Raw genomic sequence first — 24,839 nt, 5'->3', positions numbered from 1 at the left:
CTGTTCACCTTGTCATGGCACAACGGGGTCACACGTCGAGACCTTACCCGCTGCGCTGCGCCGACACGTCCTCTCCGGCCCGCGCGGCGGGCTCCGACGGCTCCGGTGCGCCGGCGTCCGCCGGGGCCTGAGCGGCGGCGGAGGCGTCCGGCGGGGGTGGATCGGGCTCGTGCGGCGGCGCCGGTGGCAGTTCAGGCGGTGTGGCGCGCAGCGCCGGCAGCGCGCGGTAGATCACCGCGGTGACGGGGACGGCGATGGCGGCGCCGGCGATGCCGCCGAGGATGCCGCCGACCGCGAGCACCAGGATGATCGCCAGCGGGTGGAACTGCACGGCCCTGCCGACGATCAGCGGCTGGAGCACGTGGTTCTCCAACTGCTGCTCGATCACCAGGATGCCGACGAACACCAGCGCGTACACGACGCCTTTGGCGCCGAGCGTGACGAGAGCGGCGAGGCCGCCGGCGAAGAAGATGCCGACGATGGGGATGAAGCTCGCGAAGAAGATCAGCACGGCGAGCGGGGCCCACAGCGGCACCCCCATGCCGAACAGCACGATGCCGATGACCAGGCCGTGGATGGCCGCGACGACCACCGTGCCGTGGATGTACTGCGACAGTGTGACCCAGGCGGCCCGGCCGGCGCGGTCGACCCGGGTCGAGGCGGAGCCGAACGCGCGCAGGAACCACGACCAGATCTTGTCGCCGTCCTTGAGCATGAAGAACGTGACGAACAGCAGCAGCACGATGGCCGCGAGCGCCTCGACGACCCGCGCGGCGGTGGACAGCAGCGTGGTGGTGATCGCCGAGCGCTGCGCGTTCGCCTGCTTGGCCAGCTCGTCGACCATGCCGGTGATCTGGGCCTTCTGCAGGTGGAACGGTCCGGTGAGCAGCCAGGCCTCCACGTCGCGCGAGGTCTTCTGCACCTGGGTGACCAGGCCGGGGAACTCGTCGTTGGCGCGGGTGCCGATGATGACGCCGAGCCCGGCGATGACCGCGAAGGCGAGCAGCATGGTGCACCACGTGGCCCAGATGGGCCGCATGCCGAACCGCAGGAACTGCCGGGTGAGCGGGTAGAGCAGCGCCGTGAGCAGCAGGGCGATGGCCACCGGCAGGGCCACGAAGCTGAGGTGTTCGAGGATCTGCGCGGAGAAGTAGATCACCACGCCGATGACGATCAGGCGCCAGCTCCAGGACGCCACCGCCGCCAGCACGGCCGGCACCTGCCGGTCTTCCGTTCCGTCTCCCGTGATCACGCCTCCAGACTGGCACGCCGGGCCTCACGGCGCGCGCGGATTACACGCCGGTTCCCCCTACGATCCGGGGTCCTCTCCGCTGTGGCCAGGCACTACGTCCACATTAATCAGCATTTATGCCGCCATGTCAGGCAGCGGTGGCCTGGAGAACCGGCCTCATCCGGCCAAGGTCACCTCGACACGCGGTCCTGCGCCTTCGGTGTCGAGCAAGAACTCCTCGACCACCCCGGCGGCCCGCAGATCATCGCGGGCCGGGACGATCCGTGCGGCCTCCGGCCCGGTGACGGTCAGCACGGCCACCTCGGCCCGCATGGACACCTGAGCGGTGGACTTGGCCTTGCGGATCTCCCTGAGCACCTCCGACACCACAGGAAGCAGGCCGGGGTCGCCGCCGGGGACCACCTCCGTCGAGGCGGGCCACGGAGCGCGGTGCACGGTGCCGGGACGCCACCAGGACCAGACCTCCTCGGTGACGAACGGGAGGAACGGCGCGAACAGCCGCAGCAGCACGTCCAGGGCCTGCCGCAGCGCCGCCTGCGCCGAGCGGGCCCCCGAGCCGGAGCCGTAGGCCCTGGACTTCACCAGCTCCAGGTAGTCATCGCAGAACTCCCAGAAGAACCGCTCGGTCCCCTCCAGGGCCCGCGTGTAGTCGTAGGCCTCCAGCGCGGCCGTGGCGTCCTCGGTGACGGCGGCGAGACGGGCCAGCATCGACAGGTCCAGCGGCTCGGTGACCGTTCCGTCACCGTCCGCGAACCCGAGGACGAACCGCGAGGCATTGAGGATCTTGATGGCGAGGCGGCGGCCCACCTTGATCTGACCGGGGTCGAACGCGGTGTCGGTGCCGGGACGGCCGCCGGCGGCCCAGTAGCGGACCGCGTCCGAGCCGTACTCCTCCAGCAGCCCCATCGGCGTGGTGACGTTGCCCTTGGACTTGGACATCTTCTTGCGGTCGGGATCGAGGATCCAGCCGGAAATGGCCGCGTCCCGCCACGGCAGCACGCCGTTCTCCAGGTGCGAGCGCACCACGGACGCGAACAGCCACGTACGGATGATCTCGTGGGCCTGCGGCCGCAGGTCCATGGGGAACACCCGCGCGAACAGGTCGGGGTCGCGCTCCCAGCCGGACACGATGTGCGGCGTGAGCGAGGAGGTGGCCCAGGTGTCCATCACGTCGGGATCGGCGGCGAAGCCATGGGGCTCTCCACGCTGGTCCTCGGTGTACCCGGGTGGCGCGTCGCTGGAGGGGTCCACCGGCAGCGTGTCCTCCTGAGGCACGATCGGCGCGTCGTACCGGGGCTCCCCCGCCGCGTCCAGCGGGTACCACACGGGGATCGGCACGCCGAAGAACCGCTGGCGGGAGATCAGCCAGTCGCCGGCGAGACCGGCCACCCAGGTGTCGTAGCGGACCCGCATGGAGGAGGGGTGCCAGCTCAGCTCGGCCCCCCGCGCGAGCAGCGCCGCGCGCAGATCGGCGTCCCTGCCGCCGTTGCGTATGAACCACTGCCGCGTCGGGACGATCTCCAGCGGCCGGTCGCCCTTCTCGTAGAACTTCACCGGCCGGCTGACCGGCCGCGGCTCGCCGAGCAGCGCGCCGCCGTCGCGCAGCATCTCGACCACACGCTCGCGCGCGCCGTGCACGGTGCGGCCCGCCAGCTCCGCGTACGGCCCCTCCGGCACGCCGTGCGGCGGCGTGGCGAGGACGCGGCCGTCGAAGCCGATGACCGGACGGGTCGGCAGGCCGAGCTCACGCCACCACACGACGTCGGTGACGTCGCCGAAGGTGCAGATCATGGCGATGCCGGAGCCCTTGCCGGGCTCGGCCAGCGGGTGCGCCACGACGGGGACCTCGACGCCGAACACCGGCGTGGTCACCGTGGCGCCGACCAGCGGCCGGTAGCGCTCGTCGTCAGGGTGCGCGACCAGGGCCACGCAGGCCGGCAGCAGCTCGGGACGTGTGGTCTCGACGACCACGCCGTCGGCGTACGCCGTGCCGGGGACGCCGCCGAACCTGAGGCGGTGGAAGGCCCCCGGCCACTCGCGATCCTCCAGCTCGGCCTGCGCGACCGCGGTGCGGAACCCGACGTCCCACAGCGTCGGGCCCTCGGCGGCGTACGCCTCGCCGCGCGCCAGGTTGCGCAGGAAGGCCCGCTGCGACGCGGCACGGGAGTTCGCGTCGATCGTCGTGTAGGTCAGCGACCAGTCGACCGACAGGCCGAGCCGCCGCCACAGCGCCTCGAACGCCTTCTCGTCCTCGGCGGTGAGCCGCTCGCACAGCTCGATGAAGTTGCGCCGCGACACCGCGACGGGACGCTTGGCGTCGGGCCGCTCCGGCGGCGCGAGACCCGGGACGTACGGCAGCGCGGGGTCGCAGCGCACCCCGAAGTGGATCTGCACGCGGCGCTCGGTCGGCAGGCCGTTGTCGTCCCACCCCATGGGGTAGAAGACCTCTTGCCCGCGCATGCGCCGGAAGCGGGCCACGACGTCGGTGTGGGTGTAGGAGAACACGTGGCCGACGTGCAGGGACCCGGACACGGTGGGTGGCGGGGTGTCGATCGAGTAGATCCGCTCACGGGTGGCGGAGCGGTCGAACCGGTAGGTGCCGCCGGCCTCCCAGCGGCCGGCCCATACCTGCTCCAGCCCGTCGAGAGCGGGTTTCGCGGGGACGGTACGCGGTCGCTGTTCGGTCATGCCGCCTCATGGTATGGCGTCGACCCACGGCGCGTCGTGGGAGATTAGGGTTCTGCGTAGATCGCCGAAGACGAGGGGAGCCGACGTGCCGAGGACATCGGACGAGGAGAAGCAGGACATGGCCTGGCGCCTCATCGGCGCCGTGGTGGGGCTCGGCGTCGGGTTCGCCGCGCGCAAGGCCATCGAGTTCGGCTGGCAGAAGACCACCGGCAAGAAGCCGCCGGCCGACCCGAACTCGCTGGAGACCAGCCTGGCCGAGGCGGTCGGCTTCGCCGTGGTGCTCGGCGTCGGCATGGAGGTCGCGCGCATCGTGGCCACCCGCTCGGCCCACAAGCGGTACCAGGCGTGGAAGGCCATCCCCGCCAAGGCCGAGCGGATCGCCGACAAGGTCTAGCGGACGTCAGCGCTCCAGCGCCGCGAGGAAGTCACCGGCCCACCTGTCGACGTCGTACGTCGCCACGCGCCTGCGCATCGAGCGCATGCGGCGTGACAGCTCGTGGGGGGTGGCCCGCATCGCGGCGAGCATCTGGCGTTTCAGGCCGTCGGTGTCCCAGGGGTTGACCAGGTAGGCGTGCTTGAGCTCGTCGGCGGCCCCGGCGAACTCACTGAGCACCAGCGCGCCGCGCAGGTCGTGGCGGCAGGCCACGTACTCCTTGGCCACGAGGTTCATGCCGTCGCGCAGCGGCGTCACCACCATGACGTCGGCGGCGCAGTACAGCGCGGCGAGTTCGTCGCGGCCGTAGGACTGGTGGAAGTAGTTGATCGGCGGCACGCCGAGCATGCCGTGCTGGCCGTTGATGCGGCCGACCCGCAGCTCGATCTCGTCGCGCAGGTTGCGGTACTCCTCGACCCGCTCGCGGCTCGGCGTGGCGATCTGCACGAACACCGCCTCGCCGGGCCGCACGCTGCGGTCGGCGATCAGCTCGCCGAACGCCTTCAGCCGCTGGCCGATGCCCTTGGTGTAGTCGAGCCGGTCCACACCGAGCAGGACGTGCTCGGGTTCGCCGAGCTCCGAGCGGATCTCCTTGGCCCGGGCCAGGATGTGCGGTTCGCGCACCAGCGAGTCCAGCTCCCCGAAGTCGACGGAGATGGGGAACGCCTCGGCGCGCACGGTGCGGTCGCCGTAGGTGATCTCCTGGCGCTGGTTCTGCAGGCCGAGCTGGCGGCGGCACAGCCGGATGAAGTTGGACGCTCCACCTGGCCGCTGGAAGCCGACGAGGTCGGCGCCGAGCAGGCCCTCCAGGATCTCGCGCCGCCACGGGAGCTGCCAGAACAGCTCGGCCGGCGGGAACGGGATGTGCAGGAAGAAGCCGATCCTCAGGTCCGGCCGCAGCGCGCGCAGCATCGCGGGGACGAGCTGCAACTGGTAGTCCTGCACCCACACCACCGCGTTGTCCGCCGCGATGTCGGCGGCGGCGCGCGCGAAGCGCTCGTTGACGGCGCGGTAGGCGTCCCACAGCACACGCGAGTACACGGGGGTGGCGACCACGTCGTGGTAGAGCGGCCACAGGGTGGCGTTGGAGAATCCTTCGTAATAAAGCTCGACCTCGTTGGCCGACAGCGGGACCGGAATGAGGTTCATTCCGTCGTGCTCGAACGGCTTCAGTTCCTCGTTCGGGGCACCGTGCCAGCCCAGCCACGCGCCGTCCCGGCGCTGCATCACCGGCGCGATGGCGGTGACGAGACCTCCTGGACTGCGCCGCCAGGAGGCGGTGCCGTCCTCGGTGATCGTGCGGTCGACGGCCAGCCGGTTCGCGACGATCAGGAATGAGCTGCGCACGCGTCCTCCCTCGTGATCGGTTTGTGACTACCTTACGAAACCGGTCGCAGCTCTCTGTATGGGGGGCACCGGGATAGCAGGGGCTACATTCCCGGCTTACCTAACTTTCACCCCAGAGGCACATAAAGGCTGATTTACCGGATACAGAGCAGCCGACCGTAAAGGGAGAGACACACAACGGGCTTCCGTGAGGGCAGGCCGGAGGAAACGGCGACAGGGCCGCGGCGACGGAGAAAGGCGCGGGGGACGGGGAGATCGGCTGACGCGCGGGAGGCAAGGCGCGGGACGGGGAGATCGGCTGACGCGCGAGAGGCGGGGGTCAGGTCAACGTGCGGGAGGCAGAGCGCGCTGGCGGCGCAGATCGGCGCGGATGACCTCCGCGAGGCGCCGGGTGGCCATTCTGTTGAGGGCTCCTCCGGCGACGGCGCCGGTCAGGAAGGGTCCGAGTGTGGTGAGGTGACGACCGAGGGTGCGCAGCAGTCGTTTGCGTAACGCGGCCTTGGCCGCCGTGCCGAGCGCGAGCGTCACCGACGCCGGCGCCATCGGGTCCACGCCGCGCTGCTTGGACCACGCGCCGGTGAACGCCACGGCACGCTGGCTGCCGTTGCCCTGCACCCGCACGCCGTACACCTCGTGCAGCTCGGCGATGAGCTTCACCTCGATGGCGGCGACGACGAGCGTCTCCGCCACGAGTTGTGCCGGGGCCGACAGCAGCAACGGCGGCGCGGCGAACTCGGCGGCCGCGACGGCGCCACCGACCGCGCCGACGGCCATGGTGGCCTTGGTGGCCGTGCGCACCAGGTCGTCGGCCAGCTGTTCGCCGGTCAGGCCGTAGTGGTGCTCCTGGAGTGCCTCAAGATCGCGGATCGGCAACCGCGGCGCGATCGACGCGAACAGGTCGGCCAGCCAGCGGCCCCCCACCGCGCCGGACGTCTTCGCCTTGCGTGCGGCGTCGGCCAGCGCGAAGCCGAGCCGGCGCACCAGCCTGCGCCGTTCGGCGCCGTTCAGGTTCCCGGGCTCGGTGAGCTTGCCCACGAGCTCGGCGACCTCGGCCTCGGCCGCCTCATCGTGTTCCCGCCTCGCCGGTACCGGCGCCGCGGGACGCTCATCCTGCTCCGAGGACGTCTGCGGCGCCGACGGGTCTCCGGGCCGTTCCGGCTCGGCGGGCAGGTCCTTCGACGGTCCATCCGCTTCCGATGTCACGAGCCCTCCTTGCCGACGATCAGGCGGCGCACTCTCGGCAGATCTGCTGGCCGCCCTTGTCGGAGGCGAGCTGACTGCGATGATGCACCAGGAAACACCGCGCGCAGGTGAACTCGTCCGCCTGCCGCGGAATCACGCGGAGCGAAAGCTCCTCGTTCGACAGGTCCGCACCGGGAAGCTCGAGCGACTCGGCGAGATCGGTCTCGTCGATGTCTATGCTCCCCGAGGACTTGTCGGTACGCCGCGCCTGAAGCTCCTGGAGGCTGTCCTCATTCAGGTCGTCATCAGTCTTGCGCGGGCTGTCGTAGTCGGTGGCCATTTGCGTACTCCATCCCCCTCATCTATGGCATGCGCGTCATGCGTCGCGGGTCTGTAACGTCTGGGCGGTCCATCTTGTGCCCGATCTCCTCGGGGAATTTCGCTGTGGGTACCCCGTGGGAACGGTCGATGAACCTCCTAACACGTGAGTGCCTGACCGCCCGCGCCACTTGGTTAGCCAAATATGGCCAAAACCACAGCATTGGCGACAGGACCCATCCTGTTCGACGGCACATCCAACCACATGTCTGGCGCGAACGAGACGACCCCCGCCGTATCAGCCCGCCGGAAGTCGAACCGTCATCACCAGGCCGCCACCGTCCCGGGGCACGGCCTTGATCGTGCCCCGGTGCGCTCGCACGACCGCGCGCACGATGGACAGGCCCAGTCCGGCGCCGCGCGCCGACTCGATCCGGTCGGAGTTGAGCCGGCGGAACGGCTCGAACAGGTCGTCCACTTCGTACGCGGGAACGTGCTGTCCGGTGTTGGCCACCTGAACAACGGGAGCGCCGTCCACCATTCCCGTACGGAGCCAGAGCTGACCGCCGGCGGGGATGTTGTACTTGATCGCATTCTCCACCAGGTTCGCCACCAGGCGTTCCACCAGCACAGGGTCGCCGAGGGTCGGCGCGCTGCGCAGATCGGCCTGAATGGTCACCGAGCTCTCCTCGGCGAACGCGGCGTGCTGCTCCACCACCGTGCGGCCCACGTCGCGAAGATCGACCGGCTTGCGCACCGCGAGCTCGCGTTCGCTGCGGGCCAGCAGCAGCAGGCCCTCGATGAGGTGCTCGTTGCGCGCGTTGGTGCCGAGCAGGGTGCGGCCGAGCACCCGCAGGTCCTCCGAGGCGTGCGGGTCGGCGAGCGCGACCTCCAGCACGGTGCGGTTGATCGCGAGCGGGGTGCGCAGCTCGTGAGAGGCGTTGTCCACGAAACGCCGCTGCGCGTCGAAGGCGCGGTTGAGGCGGGTCAGCATCTCGTCGAAGGTGTCGGCGAGCTCCTTCAGCTCGTCGTCTGGGCCCTTGAGGTCGATGCGCTCGTGGGCCAGCGAGGTCTCCGACAGGCGGCGCGCGGTGGAGGTCATCTTCTGCACCGGCCGCAGCGCGCGGTCCGTCACGACGTACCCGAAGATCAGCGCGAGGATGCCGACGCCGCCGAGCGCCATCAGCGAGCGGGTGAGCAGGTGCGCGCGCGCGGTGGCGATGGTGTCGGCACGGAAGCTGGCCCAGCGTTCCTGCAGCGAGAGCGCGATCTCCGGCGGCACGTCGTCCAGCCGGAAGGGGAAGTCCGGCCAGGAGTCGTAGATCGCCTTGCCGACGAACGAGTAGATCACGAACAGCAGCAGCGCGCCTGCGGCGAAGAACAAGGCGCCGTAGGTGAGGGTGAGCCTGGCCCGGATGCTCATGCGGCCGGGGAGCTGCCTGAGCTGGGACAACAACTCGGGCCGCACCGGCCGCGGCGCGACCGGCGGCGGGCCGTCCCAGACCGGGAGCCCGCCGGGTGCCGGCGGGGCCGACCTCGGCCGCCGGCCGGCGTGCGGGCTCTCGACCGTCGGCTGCTCGCTGCGCCACCGGCCGGGGTCCTGCGGCGCGGGACGTTCCGGCCCGTTTGTCATCGGTGCCATCGGCAGGCCCCCGGCGGCGGCCGGACCCTGGATCCCGCGCGCGGGGTCGTCGCCACCGGGGGGACGGCTCACCGAGGCCGGCACCGGGTCCGGCGACCCGCCGACCGGCACCGGATCGCCGGGAGGGACGATCAGCGGCTGCGGCGCGGAGAAGCGCGGCCGCTCCGTACCCGGCGCCGCTCCCCCGTCACGTTCCTCGCTCACAGCTTGTAACCCACTCCCGGCACCGTCTCGATCACGGCCGGCTCGCCGAGCTTCTTGCGCAGGGTCATCATCGTGACCCGTACGACGTTGGTGAACGGGTCGATGTTCTCGTCCCACGCCTTGTCCAGCAGGTCCTCCTGGCTGACGACGGCACCCTCGGCCCGCATCAGCTCCTCAAGGACCGCGAACTCCTTCTTGGTGAGCGCGATCTCCTGGTCGTCCCTGGTCACCAGCCGCTTACCGGGGTCCAGGCGGATGCCGGCCCGTTCGAGCACCGGAGGCAGCGCCGGCGCGGAGCGGCGGCCGAGGGCCCGCACCCGTGCGACCAGCTCCATGAACGCGAACGGCTTGGCGAGATAGTCGTCCGCGCCGAGCTCAAGGCCCTCGACCTTGTCGTCCACCTCACCCGACGCGGTGAGCATCAGGATGCGCGAGGCGCTGCGCTCGGCCACCAGCCTGCGGCACACCTCGTCGCCGTGGACCTTCGGCAGGTCACGGTCCAGCACGATCACGTCGTAATCGATGTATCCGGTGCGCTCCAGCGCACCCGCCCCGTCGTACGCCACGTCGACCGCCATCGCCTCACGGCGCAGCCCGGTCGCGATCGCGTCGGCGAGCACCCGCTCGTCCTCCACCACAAGCACCCGCACGGCCCCTGGCACCTCCTGTAGGACCCGGCCCCGCCTCCCGGCGGACCGGCCTGTTCATTGTCGCCACAACGAGGCTAAGCGGACGGTAAGAGCGGCTGACCGCGCGGCGCTTCCGTGACATACCTCACACGGCACACTTCCCAAATTGTTGGTTTAAGCCGGACAAGCGCCTGGGTAAACCCTGGAGGCCCACGGTCACCTGCGGGGCAACGTCTGTGCCCACCCCTTGGTGACGCGTGATCCGACCGCTCGTGCCCCATCGAGAAAGAAGGTGAGATGGGCGAGTTCACCACCACGATCGAACACCGGCTCGACCAGGCCTACAAAGGCCTTCAGGAGGCGCGCACCAGTGGCGACGACTTCCTCGCCGAAGCTCTCACCGCCGACATCGAGGATCTTCGCAGGATCGCCACCGACAACGGTGTGCCGCTCCAGCACTGACCCGCATATATAGAGCTCGCGAACGGCCCGATCAGCCCCGACGATCTCCGCCGCTCTCGCAGGGAAGGGCCCGCCCGGTCACCCCGGGCGGGCCCTTCTCGGCGTACGGGCCGCCGGCCGACGGGCCGTGGTCAGGCGTCGCGGTCGGGGTGGAGCGGCACGAGCAGGTCGTGCAGGTCCTCGAACAGGCCGGGGGCCGCGCACACGACGAACTCGGTGGAATGCGGCGCGCCGCGCAGGCCGCCGATCCGCGCACCCGACTCCGACGCGATGAGGCCGCCCGCCGCGAGGTCCCACGGCATCAGGCCCCGCTCGTAGTAGGCGTCCACCTGGCCCGACGCCACCGAGCACAGGTCCACCGCGGCCGAGCCGCGCCGCCGGATGTCGCGCACCTGGCCGATCAGCCGGGACACCACCTGGCCCTGGACGACCCGCCGCTCCGGCAGGTAGCCGAAACCGGTGGCGATCATCGCCTGCGGCAGCGGCACCCCGGTGTTGCACGCCAGCCGCTCCGGCGGCGCGCCGGCGCGCGACAGGTCGGCGCCGCCGCCTCTGCTCGCGGTGAACAGCTCGCCGCGCGTCGGGACGTTGACGACCCCGGCCACGATCTCGCCGTCCACCTCGACGGCCACGCTGACGGCCCAGTCCGGCAGTCCGTACATGAAGTTGACCGTGCCGTCGATCGGGTCGACGAGCCAGCGGACCCGTCCCGCGCCGGTCTCGCCGCCTTCCTCACCGAGGATGGCGTCGTCCGGCCGCGCCGCGTGGATCCTGGCCCGGATCAGTTCCTCCGAGGCGCGGTCGAGCGCGGTCACCACGTCGGTCTGGCTGGACTTGGTCTCCACCGCCTCGGGCCGGGCCGGCCGCTTGGCCAGGAGCATGTCACCCGCCTCGCGCGCGATGTCCGCCGCGAGGCCGACGAAGTCGGTCATGACAGCGACTCCGGACGCTGCCAGTCCTTGCCGAGCACATGCTGAGCGAGGAAGGCGAACACGGTCTCGTACCAGGTCACGACGTTGCCGGGCTTGAGCACCCAGTGGTTCTCGTCGGGGAAGTACAGGAACTTCGACTCCACCGAGGACCTGCGCAGGTCCCACCACAGCCGCAGCGCCTCGCCGATCGGCACGCGGTAGTCGCGATCGCCGTGGATCACCAGCATGGGTGTCCTGATCTGGTCGAGCCAGTTGTGCGGCGACAGCTCCTGATACCGCGCGGCGCCGGGAGGGCCGAACTCGCGCTGCCAGTACGTCGCCGAGTCGGTCGTGCCGGCGAACTGGTCGAGGTTCCACAGCGAGGCGTGGGTGACGATGGCACGGAACCTGTCGGTGTGACCGGCCACCCAGTTGGCCATGTAGCCGCCGTACGAGCCACCCATGGCGGCGGTGCGGGTCTCGTCGATGTCGGGACGCGCCACGCAGGCGTCGGTGATCGCCATCAGGTCGGCGTGGGTGCGCGGGCCCCACTTGCCCCAGCCGCGCTGGAGCATCTCCTGGCCGTAACCGGTGGACAGGCACGGGTCCGGCAGCAGGACGGCGTAGCCCTGCTCCGCCATGATCCACGGGTTCCACCGCCAGGACCAGTCCGACCAGCTCGCCACCGGGCCGCCGTGGATCCACAGCAGCAGCGGCGCCGGGTCGGCGGCCGACGCGCCTTCGGGGAGCACCAGCCAGCCCCTGATCTCCACGCCGTCGTCGGCGACCGCCGTCACCTCGGTGAGCGTGCCGGGGACCTGCGGCACCGTGGCCGGGGACGGCAGTTCGGTGACCGCGCCGTCAGCCAGGGAGATCCGCACCGGGACGGCCGGGGAGGCGACGGAGCTGCGCAGCGTGTACAGGTGGCGGCCGTCGGCGGAGGGACACAGCTCGTAGTACGCGTTGTCGTCCGGGGTGAGCCGTTCCCGGCCCCCGTCGAGGCCCACCCGTACGACGGGCCGGCGGCCGTGGTCGTCGGCGGCGACCAGCAGGGACCGTGAGTCGGCCGTCCAGTCCACCGACATCGGGACGAGGTCGTCGCTGTGCGCGGACCCCTCGCCGCTCTCCAGGTCCACCACCCACAGCGCGAAATCGACCGCCAGGTCCTCGGAGGCGTGGCGCTCACGCAGGCACACCGCCTTGCGGCCGTCCGGCGAGATCGCCACAGGGCCGATGAAGTCGTGGTTCTCCGACGTCGCCAGCACCCGCCGCTCGCCGCTCGCCACGTCGATCGCCACGAGGTCCGACCTCGACTGCCCCGCGTCCAGGGCCTCCAGCCATGTGGTGACCACTGTGGCGCCGTCCGGCGTGACCGCGAACGCCGCCTCCACCAGCGAGCCCGCCGCGTCCGGCGTCAGCTCGCGCGGTTCCTCGAGCCCCGGAAGCGTGGCCGCGAACAGTCGCGGCAGCCCCGGCCCGAGATCGTGGTCCCAGAACCGGATCGGGTACCCCTCGTGCAGGATCGCGCCGACCCCCGCGTCCTTGCGGGCCTTGAGCCTTTCGGCCTCGGTGGCCGCGTCCCCCGGCAGCACCGACGCGACGAACACCACCGTGTCCCCGCCGGTCACGACCCCGGAGATGCCTCCCGGTCTCTCGGCGACCTTCCTCGCCTCGCCGCCGCCGGCCGGCAGCAGCCACAGCGCCGCCGTCTCGTCCCCCTGCTCCCGCGCCTCCGGATCGGGCCGCGCCGACACGAACAGCAGATCACCCCGCTCCGTGAACTCCGCCCCAGCCTCTCCCTTCCCCGACCGGGTGAGCCGCACCGCCTCCCCGCCGGCGTCGACCGGCACCTGCCAGACAGAGGTGCCGTAGGACTTGCCGTCCGGATTGAGGGACTGCACGACCGCCGCCAGCCGGGATCCATCCGGTGACAGCCGCAGCGACAACACCCGCGGCTGAGCGACGAACTCTCGAATGTCCTTAAAGAAACTCACTTCTCCGAACCTACCGGTAGCCTCCCTCACCAGCGAGCCCCCACACTTTCCGGCGGCCCGGCGGGCCTGGCGCCTTTCCCGATGGGGTTGGATGGGGGCATGGCGCAGTACGACGCGTTGCTGGTGGTGTCCTTCGGCGGTCCGGAGAAGCCGGAGGACGTGATGCCGTTCCTGGAGAACGTCGTGCGGGGGCGGGGGGTGCCGCGGGAGCGGTTGCTGGAGGTCGAGGCGCACTATCAGGGGGTCGGGGGGGTCAGCCCGATCAACAGGCAGTGCCGTGAGCTGATCGCGGCGCTGGAGCCTGTGGTGGGCCTGCCGATCTACTGGGGGAACCGCAACTGGCATCCGTTCCTCGCCGACACGATGCGGCGGATGGCGGCGGACGGGGTGCGGCGCGCGGCGGCGTTCGTCACGGCCGCGTACAGCTCCTATTCCAGTTGCCGGCAGTATCTCGACGACATCGCGGCGGCGCAGGCGCAGGTTCCCGGAGCGCCGCGGGTCGTGCGGCTGCGGCACTACTACGACCACCCGGGGTTCCTCGCGGCGATGACCGAGCACACCCAGGCGGCCCTGGAACGGCTGCCTGAGGCGCACCGGGGTGACGCGCGGCTGGTGTTCACGGCGCACAGCATCCCCGTGAGCATGGCCGCGACCGCGGGGCCGTCCGGCGGCGCGTACGAGGCGCAGTTGCGGACCGCGGCGGCGCGGGTGGCGGGTGAGCGGCCGTTCGACCTGGTGTGGCAGAGCCGCAGCGGGCCGCCGCAGGTGCCGTGGCTGGAGCCGGACGTGTGCGACCACCTCACGGCGCTCGCGAGCGAGGGGGTCAAGGCGGTCGTGCTGGTGCCGATCGGCTTCGTGTCCGACCACATGGAGGTCGTGTACGACCTGGACACCGAGGCCGCCGCCGCGGCGCGCGAGCTCGGCATCCACCTGACCCGCGCGGCCACGGCGGGGACCCATCCTCGCTTCGTCTCGATGGTGCGCGAGCTGCTGGACGAGCCGGAGCCCGCCGCCTGCCCCGCCACGTGCTGTCCGGCGCCACGCCGGCCCGGGGCCCCGGCGTCCCGGAGCTGAACCCGCCTACGAGGACCTCCGGGACCCGGCCCTGAAGGTCAGGTGTACGCGCGTGCGTACGCCTGGGAGAGGCCGAGGACCTTGTCCACGTACGACCACGAGTGGTTGTACCGGTACACGGCCGAACGGAGCTTGTCCCCGCCGTTCCCCGCGCCGTTGGCGCACAGGTAACGCGCGGCGCCGGGGACGGCGTCGTAGGGGCTCCAGATGTCGGGCTTGCCGTCGCCGTCGCCGTCCACGCCGTACGCGCGCCAGGTGGCCGGCATGAACTGCATCGGGCCGAGCGCGCCGGCGGACGACGGGCCGTTGTTGCGGCCGTGACCGCTCTCCACCTGGCCGATCGCGGCGAGCACGGTCCACGACAGGCCGGGACACACCCCGGCGGCGATCTTGTACAGCTCCAGGTAGCTGCCGGGCCGGCCGACGTAGTACGGGTTCCCGCCTTTGGCGAGCACGGGCCGCCGCGCGGCGGGCCCATTCGCGGGATCGGGGGACTTCACCGCGGTGACGCCGACGGTCATGACCTGAGCGCCGGCGCCGAGCAGCCGCCTGATCTTCGGCACGAGGGCCGCGGCCTGCGCCACCGGTGTGTGCACGAGCAGCGCGACACCGGGTGACAGGCCGAGCGTGCGGCCCGCCTCCTTGCCGACCAGGCCGTCCACACCGGGGAGTCCGAACGGCGCGGACGCGGCCACCCGCAGCCGGGAGGCGCCCTGCGTGGCGTACGAGCCGCCGAGGGCCAGCCGGTAGCGCGCCGCGGTGCGGGACTCGGCGACGAACTCGCCGCGGGCCAGCGCGTTCCACACCTCTTGCTCCTCGGCGACGGCCTTCGGCGCGAACGCGCGGAACTCCACGGGGTCGACGGCCAGCAGGTTCAGCGTCGCCGTGGAGAACCTGACGGCGCCGCCGTCGGCGACCGCGACCCGTGTGACGTGCTTGAACGCCTCGATCCTGCGCACCACGTCCTGCGCCACCGTCCCCGGCGCCACGGCGATCACCCGAGGCGGCGTGGCGGTCACCCGTCCGTGCGCCGCCGGCTCGCCGCCGGGAACGGATGGCGGCACGGACGGCGTCACAGCCGAAGGCATCGATGACGGCGCCGACGACGGGACGGCGGGAGGGCTCAGCGTGGGGAGCGGCGAGAGCGTGGCGGCGAGCTCGCGGATCTGCGGGCTTCGCGCGGCCTGCGCGGGGGAGCCGGCACCGGCGTCACCCAGCAGGTACACGCCGCCGCTCACCACCGCGAGCAGCAGGAGAACCGCCACTCCGGCCGCGACGGCAGGGGAAGGCATGAGTCCGGGGCGAGACACTCGACCCACGTTAATACCGGATGTCGCGAATCATGTAGGTTGCCGGAAAATCGCTTGCCGGGGCCGCGCACGATGCGTCAGGGTCGTCCGGGACCAGACGCTCCGCGGGGGCGAGTGAGAGGGGCGGGAACGTGGTAGGGCCGTACCGGGAGCTTTTCGGCATGCCCGGTGTCAGGGGATTCGTCGTCGCGGGGTTCGTCGGCCGCATGCCGATGTCGATGCTCGGCATCGGCGTCGTGCTCCTCGTCTCGGCGCTGACCGGCTCGTACGCCACCGCCGGCGCGGTGTCGGCGGCCGTCTCGGTCGCGTTCGCGGTCGGCGCTCCGCTGACGGGGCGGCTGGTGGACAAGTACGGCCAGGCCAGGATACTCATACCGTTCGCGCTGCTGCACGGCGCCGCGCTGAGCGGCCTGATCCTGTGCGCGCACCATCAGGCGCCGCAGTGGACGCTGTTCGCGACCGGCGTGGTGGCGGGTGGCTCGGCCATCTCGCTCGGCTCGATGGTGCGGGCCCGCTGGACCAACCTGCTCGGCGGGTCGTCCCGGCTGCACACCGCGTTCTCGTTCGAGTCGGTGGCCGACGAGGTGATCTTCGTGAGCGGCCCGACCGTGGTGACCGCGCTCGCCACGCTGGTCAGCCCGTACGCGGGACTGGCCCTCTCCATCGCGCTCAGCGTCACCGGCACGGTCGCGTTCGCGCTGCAACGCGGCACCGAGCCGCCGGTCCGCGCGACCGGGACCGCGTCCGGCACCCCGATCACGATCCCGGGGATCGCGCTGCTGTCGTGCGTGTTCCTCGCGATGGGTGCGGTGTTCGGCTCGGTGGACCTGATCACGGTGGCGTTCGCCGAGGAGCACGGCGCCAAGGCGGCGGCCGGGCTGCTGCTCGGCGCGTTCTCCGGCGGCAGCCTGGTGTCGGGCCTGTGGTTCGGCGCGCGCCGCTGGCGCATCTCGCTGCGCCGCCGCTTCACCCGCGGCCTCGGCGTGTTCGCCGCCGGGCTGAGCCCGATCCTGCTCATCGGGGACACCCGGGTGATGGCCGTCGCGTTGTTCTTCGCGGGCCTCGCCATCTCGCCGACCATCATCACCGGTTACGCGCTGGTCGAGCGGCTGGTCCCGACGCACCTGCTGACCGAGGGGATGGCGTGGATCTCCACGTCCGTCGGTTTCGGGGTCGCGATCGGCGCCTGGGCCGGCGGCCGGCTCACCGACACGTTCGGCTCGTCCAACGCGTACGCGTTCTCGCTCACCTGCGCGCTCGCGGCCGTCCTGATCGGCGTCGGCGGCAACACGTGGCTGCGTACCCCGGAGGCCGGTCACGCGTCCGCCTGACCCCGGGACCAGTGAACGTGAGTACGCCTCGGGTCCGCTGGTCATCCGCCGCCGACCTGGTTATCGTGCTCGTGCATGAAAGCGGTCTTCCGCAACTGGTCACGCAACCAGTACGCGACACCTGCCGAGGTCCGCACGCCGGCCTCCACCGATGACGTCGCCGCCGCCGTGCGGGACGCCGCGGCCCGCGGGCTGCGTGTGCGGATGACCGGCACCGGCCACTCGTTCACCGGGGTCGCGCTCACCGACGGCCTCATGCTGCGGCCCGAGGCGCTGACCGGCGTCGAGGAGGCCGGGGACGGGCTGGTGCGGGTCGCGGCCGGCACGCGGCTGCGCGCGCTGAACGAGGAACTGGCCCGGCGCGGGCTGGCGCTCGCCAACATGGGGGACATCACCGAGCAGACCGTCGCGGGTGCCGTCCAGACCGGCACCCACGGCACGGGACGCGACGCGGGAGGGCTCGCCGACCAGGTGGCCGCGCTGGAGATGGTGCTCGCCGACGGGTCCCTCGTCACCGTCACAGAAGGCGACCTGTTCGACGCCGCGCGCGTCGGGCTCGGCGCGCTCGGGATCGTCACCGCGCTGACGTTCCGGGTGGAACCCGCGTTCCTGTTGCGCAGCGAACGGCGGCCCATGCCGCTCAGCGAGATCCTGTTCTCCCTCGACGAGCTGACCTCGGCCAACGAGCACCTGGACTTCTTCTGGCTGCCGCACACCGACACCTGCCTGACCAAGCGCAACAACCGCTCCCCCGGCCCGGCGCGGCCCCCCGGCGCGTTCCGGCACTGGCTGGACGACCGCTTCCTGGAGAACACCGTGTTCGGCGCGCTGTGCGCCGCCGGCCACCGCCTCCCCGCGGCCATCCCCGCGATCAACGGCCTGTCCGCACGCGCGCTCAGCACGTCCACCTGCGTGGACGCGTCCTACAAGGTGTTCACCAGCGTGCGCGACGTGCGGTTCCTTGAGATGGAGTACGCCGTCCCGCGCGAGCACCTGGCCCAGGCGCTGCGCGAGACCCGTGACCTGGTGGAACTGCGGGACTGGCGCATCACCTTCCCCGTCGAGGTGCGCGTCTCGCCGCCGAGCGACGCCTGGCTGTCCACCGCGTACGGCCGCGAGAGCGCGTACATCGCCTGTCACGTCTACCGGCCCACCCCGAACCCCGAGTACTTCGCCGAGGTGGAGAAGATCATGACCCGCCTCGGCGGCCGTCCCCACTGGGGCAAGCTGCACACGCGTGACGCCGGCTACCTGGCCACCGTCTATCCGCGTTTCGCGGACTTCGTCCGCCTTCGCGACGAGCTCGATCCGGGACGGCTCTTCACCAATCCCTACCTGGACACGGTCCTCGGCTGAGGAGGCCTCACTGCCCGCTCGGCCGCACCACACCCGGTTCGTCCCGCGGCGGCTCGGTGCCGGCGCCGGTGCCGTCGGAGGAGTCCGGCGCGGCGGGGACAGCGGTGTCGGCCGGCGCGGGCTCGGTCTCCTGCCGGTCGGCGGGTCCGGTGGCCGCGTCCGACGGCTCGGTGGACGATCCGTTCTCCTTGGTGCTCCCCTCGGTGCTCTCCCCGGTCGTCGTCCCGGGGGACGGGACGGGTGAGGCGGGATCGCTCACCGTGCCGCCGAACGTGGTTCCCGTGCCGTCCCTGCCGTGCACCGTGGCGGAGAGAGGCTTGCCGCTGAGCAGCTCGAACGCGAGTATCCCCCCCATGCTCAGGGAGAAGATCGCCACCGTGGCCACGGCCATCGCGGTCCACGTCCTGCGCCGCGACGGCGTGCGCGTCAGCCGCGGCACCTCGGCGGTGTGCGAGTCGAGCGGCACGGCTTCGTCCAGCGTGCGCGGCCGGTCCGCGGGTGCGTGCTCACGTAACGTCGCGTGCGCCGCGCGGGCCAGGCCCTCCTCGTCCCGCGTGGTCACCGGCTCGTCGTCGCCGGCCCCCGCGATCAGGCCGTGCTCCCTCAGCCGCCGGTGGCCGCGCTCGATGTAGTGCGTGTAGACGGCGTTGCCTACGGTCGTCCCCACGCTCGCCAGCGCCGCGCCGATGACCGTCCCCGTCACCCCCAGGAACGACGCCGCCACCGCCGCCGTCCCCGCCGCGAGCGCACCCCCCACCACCTGCGTGGCCCTGATCTCCAGCCGGTCCTCGCCGCCCATCTGCCCTCTCCCTGGTGCCGACGCCGGCATCTCCTCTATCCCGGAGACGGCAAGACGAACCTGTCGCGGCGGTCTTGACGGAAGCCGGGACGGGAAGGGGTGGGAGCGGCGAGAATCCGAGCTAGACGCACCCTGCCTGTTTGCTGCGCAACGAGCGGCCGCTGGATAGGGTGAATGAGATGAAATGCCCGACTCTCCTGGCTTCCGTGCCCCCTGCGGAAGGCGATGTTCGGACATGCCGGGTACGGTGCTGGAAGGCAACCGCCTCCCGCGAGAGACTCATGGGTCCGGGGGAAGAAAGAGCATGACGATGAAGGGACCCGCATGCAGGAGCTCCGACTCGTCGCGGTAAGCGAGGACGGAACATACCTCGTACTGGCCACGGCCGGTCGGGGGACGCGGTTCACGCTTCCGGTCGACGAACGGCTCCGTGCGGCGGTCCGCGGCAACTTCTCCCGTCTCGGCCAGTACGAGATCGAAGTGGAGAGTCCGTTGCGCCCCAAGGAGATCCAGGCCCGCATCCGCGCGGGGGAGACCGCGGAGGAGATCGCCGCCACCGCGGGAATCCCGGTGGAGCGTGTCCGCTGGTTCGAGGGACCTGTGCTGCAGGAACGTGAGTACACCGCTCAGCAGGCACAGCGCGTGGCCGTCCGGGTGCCGGGTGAGACCACACCGGGTCCCACGCTCGGCGAGCTCGTCACCGAGCGGCTGAGCCGCCGCGGCGTACCCGCCGACGAGATCGACTGGGACTCCTGCAAGCGCGACGACGGCCTGTGGCGCATCAAGCTCGGCTTCGTGTGGAACGGTCACACGCGCAACGCCGAGTGGCTCTACGACATGCGCCGCCGCCACGTCACCCCCCACGACGACGAGGCCATGCGCCTGTCCGCCATCGAGTACGTCGAGCCGTCCGAACAGGCCACCATCACCCCCTTCGCCCCCCGCCTCGCCGCCAAACTCATCCCCGTCCCCACCCACCCGGACCCCGGCACCCGCTACACCGACCCCGGCTCCCGCTCCGGCCAAGCGGACCCCGGCACCCGTTCCGGCTACGCCGAATCCTCACGCTCCGGGTACGCCGACTCCGGCACACGACCGAGGTACGCCGACTCCGGCACCCATTCCGAGCACGCCGACTCCGGCCAACGCTCCGGGTACGCCGACTCCGGCTCACGCTCCGGACAGTCCGACTCGGGCTCACGGACCGGACACTCCGACTCCGGCTCACGGACCGGACACGCCGACTCCTCACGCTCGGGGTACGCGGACTCCGGCTCACGCTCCGGGTACTCCGACTCGGGTCAACGCTCCGGGTACTCCGACTCCGGCTCACGGACCGGACGCGCCGACGTCACGTCTCGATCAGAAGAGACCGAGGCCGCGCCGCGCCAGGTGGACGACGAGCCCGCACGCCGGTCCACGAACGGCCCCACTTTCCTCCCCGCCGCGCACCAGGACCACACCCCGGCGACCGCGTACGCCGACCCGGCGCAGCGTCCCACACGCCACACCTCTCCCCCGAGTCACTGGGCCGGCCCAGCCGCGCCTCCGATCACCTTCACCCCGTCCTCCCCGCCGGAGGCCCCGCACGAGGAGGAGACCCCCGGCCGCCGCACGACGGCCCGTGACGACGAGTCCCCCTCGGCGGAGTCCGCCTCCCCGCAGGAGGCCTCCCGGCCCCGGCAGCAGGCCTCCTCGCCGGCCGGCCGCGCCATCCCTTCCGACCCGGCGGACGACCACTCCCGGCACCGTCCGGAACCGGCCGCCGCGTCCGCGAGCACCGCGGCCTCCCGTCCCGAACCGGCACCCGCCGCACCCGGATCCGCGCCTTCCGCCGCCACCGCACCGGCTCCGGAGGAGCCGGAGCCGGTGACCGCGCAGGCACAGGCCACCACACCCTCTGCCGCGACCGCACCACAGCCGGCGCACGCGACCGGGACCTCCCCCGCCACGCCGTCCGAACCGGCACACGAGCCTGAGCGCTCCCCCAGGACCACGCCTCCTGCGAGCGCGGCACCGGCCCCCGGCAAGCGGCCGGCACACGTCCCGGCCGAGACGGCACACGTCCCGGCCGAGACGGCACACGTCCCGGCCGAGACGGCTGACGAAGCCGAGCCGGCCGCGCCGTCCCGGCCGGCCACCGCTCCAAAGCCGGAGACGACCGCACAACCCGCCGCGACCACCCACGTACAACCGGCCGCCGTGCCGGCCGCCGCGCAAGCCGGCCCCGCACCCGCCTCCTCCGGCCGTGCCACGTCCCCGGCCGCGGAGCACCCGGTAAGGCCCGCCGCCTCCGCGACACCGGCCACCCCCGGCACGACCCCTCGTCCCGCGGAACCCGGCAGCACGTCCCAGGTGACCGAGCCCGCCGCCACGGCCGCACCCGCAGGCACGCAGGCCCCCGCCGTACCCACAGGCACGCAGACCCCTGCCGCCACGGCCGCACCCGCAGGCACGCAGACACCCGCCCCCGCCACAGCCGCACCGGCAGGCACGCAGACCCCTGCCGCCGCGGCGACCCCGGCACCGGCACCGGCACCGGCGGCAGCCTCATCTGCCCCGAGTCCCGCGACCACACCCGCCGCAAAGGCCGGACCTGCCACATCCGCCACATCGACCGCACCGGCCACGCCGGCCGTGGCGCCGAAGGCGCGTGCCGAGGCCGCCAAGCCTGAGCCGCCGGCCGTCCCCACCCCGCCGAGCGGACGCTCACGCCAGCGGCACGGCGCGCCGGGTTCCCGCCAGCCTCTGCCGCCCTCGGTCCGGAGGGCACCCACTCACGCCGCTCCTGCCGTTCCCACGGCACCCGCGGCCACCGCACCGGCGGCGCCGGCGGCGGCATCCGCCGCTCATGGCGCCTCCCCCGCCGCCGTCGACGAGCCCGCGGACGGCGGCATCGCCGTACCCGCGGCCCGCCTGAGCGGTGAGGCGGCCGACAAGGCCGCCGCGTCCACCGAACCCACCGAGGTGGAGAAGCCGGACAAGCCGGAGAAGGACCCCAAGGCCGCCGAGCCGACCGTGCCGCCGCAGGCCCCCAAGCCGGCCCGTCCCGCTCGCAAGGGCTCCCGTGGCCGCCGCGCGTCCGTCCCCACCTGGGACGAGATCATGTTCGGCGCGCGCCGCCAGGAATAGCACACTTCATGCGACCACTCCCGGACGGAACGGGTCGCGACGGCCCACGCACCGGAACCCAGCAGTCGCGGCCCCGCGCCGGACAATCCGGATGTCTGGGCCACGATCGTGACAGAGCCTCGACGGTCCGCGAGGCACGGTGGTGCTATGAGTTGTCCGACGGCGCCGCGGGGGGTGCGGTGGTGACGAAGGGGGCCAGCCAGTCCGGGGTGACCGTGGCGGCGAAGTGGACCCCCTGGTGTTCGCCGGTGTCGACGGCCGGGTAGCCGCCGCTGCCGGCGCCGACGCCGGCGATCACGGTGAGGACCTTGGCCTGGCGCTGGAACATGGTCTGCCGGATGGTCCACCCCACGACGGCGCGGCGTTCGATCACGGCCTGGGAGCGCGGGAGGGTTCCCGAGCGGACGGACAGGCGGCTGCCGTCGTAGGCGTGGCCCAGGGAGCGGTACCGGTCCAGCCCCAGCGGGACGCAGAGGACCGCGAGGACCAGCCCGGCGAGGCCCAGCCAGGTCAGGCCGAACGCGAAGGCCACCGCCGCGAGCACGAGCGGGAGGGCCACGGCGCGGAACAGGCGGCGACGGCGGGCCGCCGGCGGGTGCGGCGCGAGCGTGGCCGTGAACGGCGCCACGGCTTCGGCGGCCACACCGAGCACGAAGTCCTTGGGGCCGGTGGGGAGGAGCTGGCCTCGGGTACGGGAGTCGCCGAGCCCGGTGACGACGGCCCACAGACGGCCGACGTTCGCGATGCGTTCCAGCAGGCCCTCGGCGAACTCGTAGCCCCTGATCCTGGCGTGCTCCAGGGACACGCTGCGGCGGTTGATCAGCCCCCGCTCCGCGACGAGCGAGGCGTCACGGCGCAGCAAGGTGAAGTCCCAGTTGAACACCGCGTACATGACGCAGGCCGCCAGCGGGCTGATCAGCACCAGCACCACAGCGATCACCGCGAGCAGGACGGGCCGGTGCCACAGCCACTCGGCGACGTTCCACGCCGCGCGCTCGTTGACCCCGAGGTTCTCCCCCCACTGGAAGACCAGCCCGATGGCGCCACCGAGCAGGACGAACGGCGTGAGCAGGTAGGTGGCGGAGAACGGCCCGTACCGGGCCCACGACTTCGGCACCCGTGCGTACACGTGATCCGGCACGTGGTCCAGCCCGTAATCCGGCACGTGGCCGGCCAAGTGGTCCGGCGGGTGATCCTGCACGTGTCCCGGCACAGGACCCGTGAGGTGGTCCTGCGCATGACCCGGTGCGTGACCCGGCACCGGTCCCGTGAGGTGATCCTGCGCATGACCCGATGGGTGATCCGGCGCCTGTCCCGGCCCGGCACCGGGTCGCGCGGTGCGCGTCTCGGTCGTGAACGCTCCTCGTGCGGCCGAGTGCGCGCCGGCGCCTGAGCGGACGGCGCGGCTGCGGCGGAGCAGGACCGCGCGCAGGCGCTCGGCCTCGGCGACCGAGACGCCGTTCAGCTCGCCTTCCTGCTTGTCGCCGCCTGCGCCGGTGTCCACCTTGACGACGGCGAGCCCGAGGAGGCGGTGCAGCGGCGGAGTGGACACGTCGACCCCGCGGACGCGGTCCAGCGGGATGCTGCGCACCGACCGGCTGATCAGCGAGCGGGTGATCTCCAGCCGGTCCGCCACGACCTGGTAGGTGGTGGTGGCCCATCGCAACGCCGCGAAACCGATGGACGCGGCGACCGCCACCAGGGCCCACATGAACGACGACGGCGCGAACCCCCCGACGAACAGCACCCCGGCCAGCGGCAGCAGCAGCGACGGCGCCATGCGCACCGGATCGATCAGCAAGGTCAGCGGGCTCAGCCGCGACGGCCGTACCTCGGCCTCACCACCGCTCCATCCCTGCGGCGGCCCCCCTGGCGCTCCCTGCGGCCCCGCTCCGGGACCGTACGCGGGGCCGGCGTGCCCCGTGAGGTCAGGTGGCGGCGTGCCACCGGAGGCCGGCCCGGGACCGCCGGGAGGGGCCGTGGGGCCGCCGTACGGTGGCGTGTGGTCCCCGGGAGGCGGAGGTGAGGAGGCGGGGGGGTCGGCGGTCACGTCGCGTCGTCCCTCAGTTCGTGAGCGCGGTTGGCGAGGTCCTCGGCGAGGCGGGAGGCGACCTGGACGTCGAGGCCCTGGATGGAGGAGGAACCGGCGTAGGAGGCGGTGCGGATCTCCAGGGTCGCGAGGCCGAGGAGCCGCTCGAACCAGCCCTGCTGCTTGTCCACCGTCTGGATGCGGCTCACCGGGACGAAGACCCACTCGCGGCTGACCCATCCCGAGCGCGCGTACACCACGTCCCCCGACAGCTCCCACCGGTGGACGGCGTACCGCCACAACGGCTCGCTGATCAGGAAGGGCAGGGTCAGGACGCCGACCACCACAGGCAGCCACCAGGCGTTGTCGGCGGCCCATCGCGGCACCCAGCCCCAGTCGGTCCCCGAGAAGACGGAGGCGATCAAGGCGGACGCACCCACGAGGAACAGGAACCCGAACAGAGCCTGCAGCAGCCAGAGTGTGATGGCGCGGCGGGACACCCGGTTGGCGGGGTCGCGCAGGGGAGCTGTCACTCCTCCAGCCTAGCCAGACCGGCCCGCGCCGGTGGCCCCGGTTCGCCGCCGCGGGGACGCCGCGGAGGACGCTTCGGGGGACGCGTGGCCGCGGATTCAAGGGCAGGTCGAAAAGGCGTCGCCGGGGAGCCGGAATTGTCGGTGGGGTTGGACAGACTGGGGGTCAGTCGGTCCCGGACCGCGAGCCGGGTTGGACGTCCCCACTGTTCGTTG

At 72.2% G+C, this 24,839-nt stretch carries 19 protein-coding genes; 6 read left to right on the top strand and 13 right to left on the bottom strand.

The features are described 5' to 3' along the window. Nucleotides 1–43: 43 nt before the first annotated feature. Together BJ992_RS11040 and valS are read right to left on the bottom strand one after the other, a co-directional pair. Nucleotides 44–1,252, bottom strand: coding sequence for an AI-2E family transporter (locus tag BJ992_RS11040; RefSeq protein ID WP_343072608.1), 1,209 nt, complete (start codon nt 1,250–1,252; stop codon nt 44–46). 156 nt (nt 1,253–1,408) lie between these two features. Beyond that, entirely contained in the window at nt 1,409–3,940 is a 2,532-nt protein-coding gene (gene valS, locus BJ992_RS11035) for a valine--tRNA ligase (RefSeq protein WP_184980108.1), read from the bottom strand. Between the two features lie 85 nt (nt 3,941–4,025). Here valS and BJ992_RS11030 point away from each other — a divergent pair, with 85 nt between their 5' ends. Then, complete coding sequence (locus BJ992_RS11030) at nt 4,026–4,334, top strand: DUF4235 domain-containing protein (RefSeq protein WP_343072607.1); 309 nt, start codon at nt 4,026–4,028, stop codon at nt 4,332–4,334. A 6-nt stretch (nt 4,335–4,340) separates the two neighbouring features. On the opposite strand, the gene BJ992_RS11025 is transcribed toward BJ992_RS11030, so the two are convergent. The 5 genes from BJ992_RS11025 to BJ992_RS11005 all read right to left on the bottom strand — a co-directional run bounded on the left by BJ992_RS11025 (nt 4,341) and on the right by BJ992_RS11005 (nt 9,716). Then, nucleotides 4,341–5,720 (bottom strand): trehalose-6-phosphate synthase, encoded by a 1,380-nt coding sequence (locus BJ992_RS11025; protein ID WP_184980106.1) that lies wholly within the window; start codon nt 5,718–5,720, stop codon nt 4,341–4,343. 324 nt (nt 5,721–6,044) lie between these two features. Next, a complete protein-coding gene (locus BJ992_RS11020) occupies nt 6,045–6,923 on the bottom strand; it encodes a hypothetical protein (RefSeq protein WP_343072606.1) in 879 nt (292 codons plus the stop codon). Between the two features lie 19 nt (nt 6,924–6,942). Beyond that, nucleotides 6,943–7,242: a DUF4193 domain-containing protein gene (locus tag BJ992_RS11015; RefSeq protein WP_184980104.1), complete on the bottom strand. Its 300-nt coding sequence runs from the start codon at nt 7,240–7,242 to the stop codon at nt 6,943–6,945. Between the two features lie 276 nt (nt 7,243–7,518). Next, the gene (locus tag BJ992_RS11010) at nt 7,519–8,862 is read right to left on the bottom strand and encodes a sensor histidine kinase (protein ID WP_425503725.1); all 1,344 of its coding nucleotides are present in this window, start codon (nt 8,860–8,862) and stop codon (nt 7,519–7,521) included. 200 nt (nt 8,863–9,062) lie between these two features. Beyond that, complete coding sequence (locus tag BJ992_RS11005) at nt 9,063–9,716, bottom strand: response regulator (protein WP_184980102.1); 654 nt, start codon at nt 9,714–9,716, stop codon at nt 9,063–9,065. Between the two features lie 276 nt (nt 9,717–9,992). Here BJ992_RS11005 and BJ992_RS11000 point away from each other — a divergent pair, with 276 nt between their 5' ends. After that, entirely contained in the window at nt 9,993–10,157 is a 165-nt protein-coding gene (locus BJ992_RS11000; protein WP_184980100.1) for a hypothetical protein, read from the top strand. 131 nt (nt 10,158–10,288) lie between these two features. On the opposite strand, the gene BJ992_RS10995 is transcribed toward BJ992_RS11000, so the two are convergent. Continuing rightward, nucleotides 10,289–11,089 carry an inositol monophosphatase family protein gene (locus BJ992_RS10995; protein ID WP_184980098.1) on the bottom strand — a complete coding sequence of 267 codons (801 nt, stop codon included), beginning with the start codon at nt 11,087–11,089 and terminating at the stop codon, nt 10,289–10,291. Next, on the bottom strand, nt 11,086–13,062 hold the full coding sequence (locus tag BJ992_RS10990; protein ID WP_184980096.1) for a prolyl oligopeptidase family serine peptidase: 1,977 nt from the start codon (nt 13,060–13,062) through the stop codon (nt 11,086–11,088). Before BJ992_RS10990 ends, BJ992_RS10995 begins: the two co-directional genes overlap by 4 nt. A gap of 99 nt (nt 13,063–13,161) precedes the next feature. Here BJ992_RS10990 and BJ992_RS10985 point away from each other — a divergent pair, with 99 nt between their 5' ends. Next, the gene (locus tag BJ992_RS10985; protein WP_184980094.1) at nt 13,162–14,136 is read left to right on the top strand and encodes a ferrochelatase; all 975 of its coding nucleotides are present in this window, start codon (nt 13,162–13,164) and stop codon (nt 14,134–14,136) included. Nucleotides 14,137–14,174: 38 nt separating this feature from the next. On the opposite strand, the gene BJ992_RS10980 is transcribed toward BJ992_RS10985, so the two are convergent. Next, nucleotides 14,175–15,428 carry a lytic transglycosylase domain-containing protein gene (locus BJ992_RS10980; protein ID WP_184980092.1) on the bottom strand — a complete coding sequence of 418 codons (1,254 nt, stop codon included), beginning with the start codon at nt 15,426–15,428 and terminating at the stop codon, nt 14,175–14,177. A gap of 179 nt (nt 15,429–15,607) precedes the next feature. On the opposite strand from BJ992_RS10980, the gene BJ992_RS10975 reads away from it, so the two are divergent. After that, entirely contained in the window at nt 15,608–16,777 is a 1,170-nt protein-coding gene (locus BJ992_RS10975; protein ID WP_221474764.1) for an MFS transporter, read from the top strand. Nucleotides 16,778–16,852: 75 nt separating this feature from the next. Next, nucleotides 16,853–18,133: a D-arabinono-1,4-lactone oxidase gene (locus tag BJ992_RS10970; protein WP_184980088.1), complete on the top strand. Its 1,281-nt coding sequence runs from the start codon at nt 16,853–16,855 to the stop codon at nt 18,131–18,133. A 7-nt stretch (nt 18,134–18,140) separates the two neighbouring features. Here BJ992_RS10970 and BJ992_RS10965 read toward each other — a convergent pair whose 3' ends face one another. Beyond that, nucleotides 18,141–18,932: a hypothetical protein gene (locus BJ992_RS10965; protein ID WP_184980086.1), complete on the bottom strand. Its 792-nt coding sequence runs from the start codon at nt 18,930–18,932 to the stop codon at nt 18,141–18,143. Nucleotides 18,933–19,256: 324 nt separating this feature from the next. Between BJ992_RS10965 and sepH the strand changes: the two genes are divergently transcribed. Continuing rightward, a complete protein-coding gene (gene sepH, locus BJ992_RS32770) occupies nt 19,257–22,064 on the top strand; it encodes a septation protein SepH (protein ID WP_246496600.1) in 2,808 nt (935 codons plus the stop codon). A gap of 145 nt (nt 22,065–22,209) precedes the next feature. On the opposite strand, the gene BJ992_RS32765 is transcribed toward sepH, so the two are convergent. Beyond that, entirely contained in the window at nt 22,210–24,114 is a 1,905-nt protein-coding gene (locus BJ992_RS32765; RefSeq protein WP_343072605.1) for a PH domain-containing protein, read from the bottom strand. Then, on the bottom strand, nt 24,111–24,626 hold the full coding sequence (locus BJ992_RS10945; RefSeq protein ID WP_343072604.1) for a PH domain-containing protein: 516 nt from the start codon (nt 24,624–24,626) through the stop codon (nt 24,111–24,113). Before BJ992_RS10945 ends, BJ992_RS32765 begins: the two co-directional genes overlap by 4 nt. Nucleotides 24,627–24,839 lie beyond the last annotated feature (213 nt).

The organism is Sphaerisporangium rubeum, assembly GCF_014207705.1.
Lineage (GTDB): Bacteria > Actinomycetota > Actinomycetes > Streptosporangiales > Streptosporangiaceae > Sphaerisporangium > Sphaerisporangium rubeum.
The sequence above is the reverse complement of the archived record's forward strand: the minus strand, read 5'-3'. Positions and strand labels throughout refer to the sequence as shown.

Bases quoted from the DNA above. Each gene is read 5' to 3' on its own strand.
- valS (WP_184980108.1), bottom strand. From the start codon at position 3,940: ATGACCGAACAGCGACCGCGTACCGTCCCCGCGAAACCCGCTCTCGAC.
- BJ992_RS11015 (WP_184980104.1), bottom strand. From the start codon at position 7,242: ATGGCCACCGACTACGACAGCCCGCGCAAGACTGATGACGACCTGAAT.
- BJ992_RS11010 (WP_425503725.1), bottom strand. From the start codon at position 8,862: ATGGCACCGATGACAAACGGGCCGGAACGTCCCGCGCCGCAGGACCCC.
- BJ992_RS11000 (WP_184980100.1), top strand. From the start codon at position 9,993: ATGGGCGAGTTCACCACCACGATCGAACACCGGCTCGACCAGGCCTAC.
- BJ992_RS10995 (WP_184980098.1), bottom strand. From the start codon at position 11,089: ATGACCGACTTCGTCGGCCTCGCGGCGGACATCGCGCGCGAGGCGGGT.
- BJ992_RS10985 (WP_184980094.1), top strand. From the start codon at position 13,162: ATGGCGCAGTACGACGCGTTGCTGGTGGTGTCCTTCGGCGGTCCGGAG.
- BJ992_RS10980 (WP_184980092.1), bottom strand. From the start codon at position 15,428: ATGCCTTCCCCTGCCGTCGCGGCCGGAGTGGCGGTTCTCCTGCTGCTC.
- BJ992_RS10975 (WP_221474764.1), top strand. From the start codon at position 15,608: ATGCCCGGTGTCAGGGGATTCGTCGTCGCGGGGTTCGTCGGCCGCATG.
- BJ992_RS10970 (WP_184980088.1), top strand. From the start codon at position 16,853: ATGAAAGCGGTCTTCCGCAACTGGTCACGCAACCAGTACGCGACACCT.
- BJ992_RS10965 (WP_184980086.1), bottom strand. From the start codon at position 18,932: ATGGGCGGCGAGGACCGGCTGGAGATCAGGGCCACGCAGGTGGTGGGG.
- sepH (WP_246496600.1), top strand. From the start codon at position 19,257: ATGCAGGAGCTCCGACTCGTCGCGGTAAGCGAGGACGGAACATACCTC.